The following is a 763-nucleotide window of genomic DNA, read 5'->3' as shown; positions in this document are numbered from 1 at the left end:
GACCCTGATCGCAGTGGATGCGCTGCCGCTGACTGCGAACGGGAAACTCGACCGGAGCGCGCTGCCGGACCCGGAACTACCCACCACCGGCCGCGCCGCTGCCACCGCCACCGAAGAAACCCTGTGCGAACTGTTCGCCGAAATCCTCGGGGTGGAATCGGTACCGGCGGACGCGTCGTTCTTCGAACTCGGCGGCGACTCCATCATGTCCATGCTGCTGGTCTCCCGCGCCCGCCGCGCCGGCCTGACCATCACCGCCCGCCACATCTTCGAACACCGCACCCCCGCCGCCCTGGCCACCCTCGCCACCACCGACACCCCCGCCACCGGCGGCGAACCCGGCACCGGCACCCTGCCCCTGACCCCCGTCATGCACGAACTGCTGCACCGCACCGACCACACCCACCTGCACCAGATCTACCAATCCACCACCATCACCACCCCTGCCGGCTGCGACCCCCACACCCTCACCCGCGCACTACAAGCACTGCTCGACCACCACGACACCCTGCGCGCCACCCTGCACCCCGACCACCTGGCCGTCCCCGACCCCGGCACCATCGACGCCGCCACCCTGACCCACCACATCGACGCCACCACCACCGACCCCGACCACCTCGACACCCTCATCAACGAGCACCTCACCACCGCCGCCCGCCGCCTCGATCCCCACCACGGCGTCATGGCCCAGTTCCTCTGGTTCGACCGCGGACCCGACCAGCAAGGCCGGCTCCTGCTGATCGTCCACCACCTGGTCATGGAC

General features: G+C 70.0%; 1 protein-coding gene. It reads left to right on the top strand.

Annotated elements, in window-relative coordinates; translation table 11 throughout:
* Positions 1 to 13: 13 nt before the first annotated feature.
* Positions 14 to 763 (top strand): phosphopantetheine-binding protein (locus Acy02nite_RS47460; RefSeq protein ID WP_275407316.1); only part of this gene is annotated, 750 nt, incomplete at its 3' end.

This window comes from Actinoplanes cyaneus (assembly GCF_016862095.1).
GTDB classification, from domain to species: domain Bacteria; phylum Actinomycetota; class Actinomycetes; order Mycobacteriales; family Micromonosporaceae; genus Actinoplanes; species Actinoplanes cyaneus.
The sequence above is the reverse complement of the archived record's forward strand: the minus strand, read 5'-3'. Positions and strand labels throughout refer to the sequence as shown.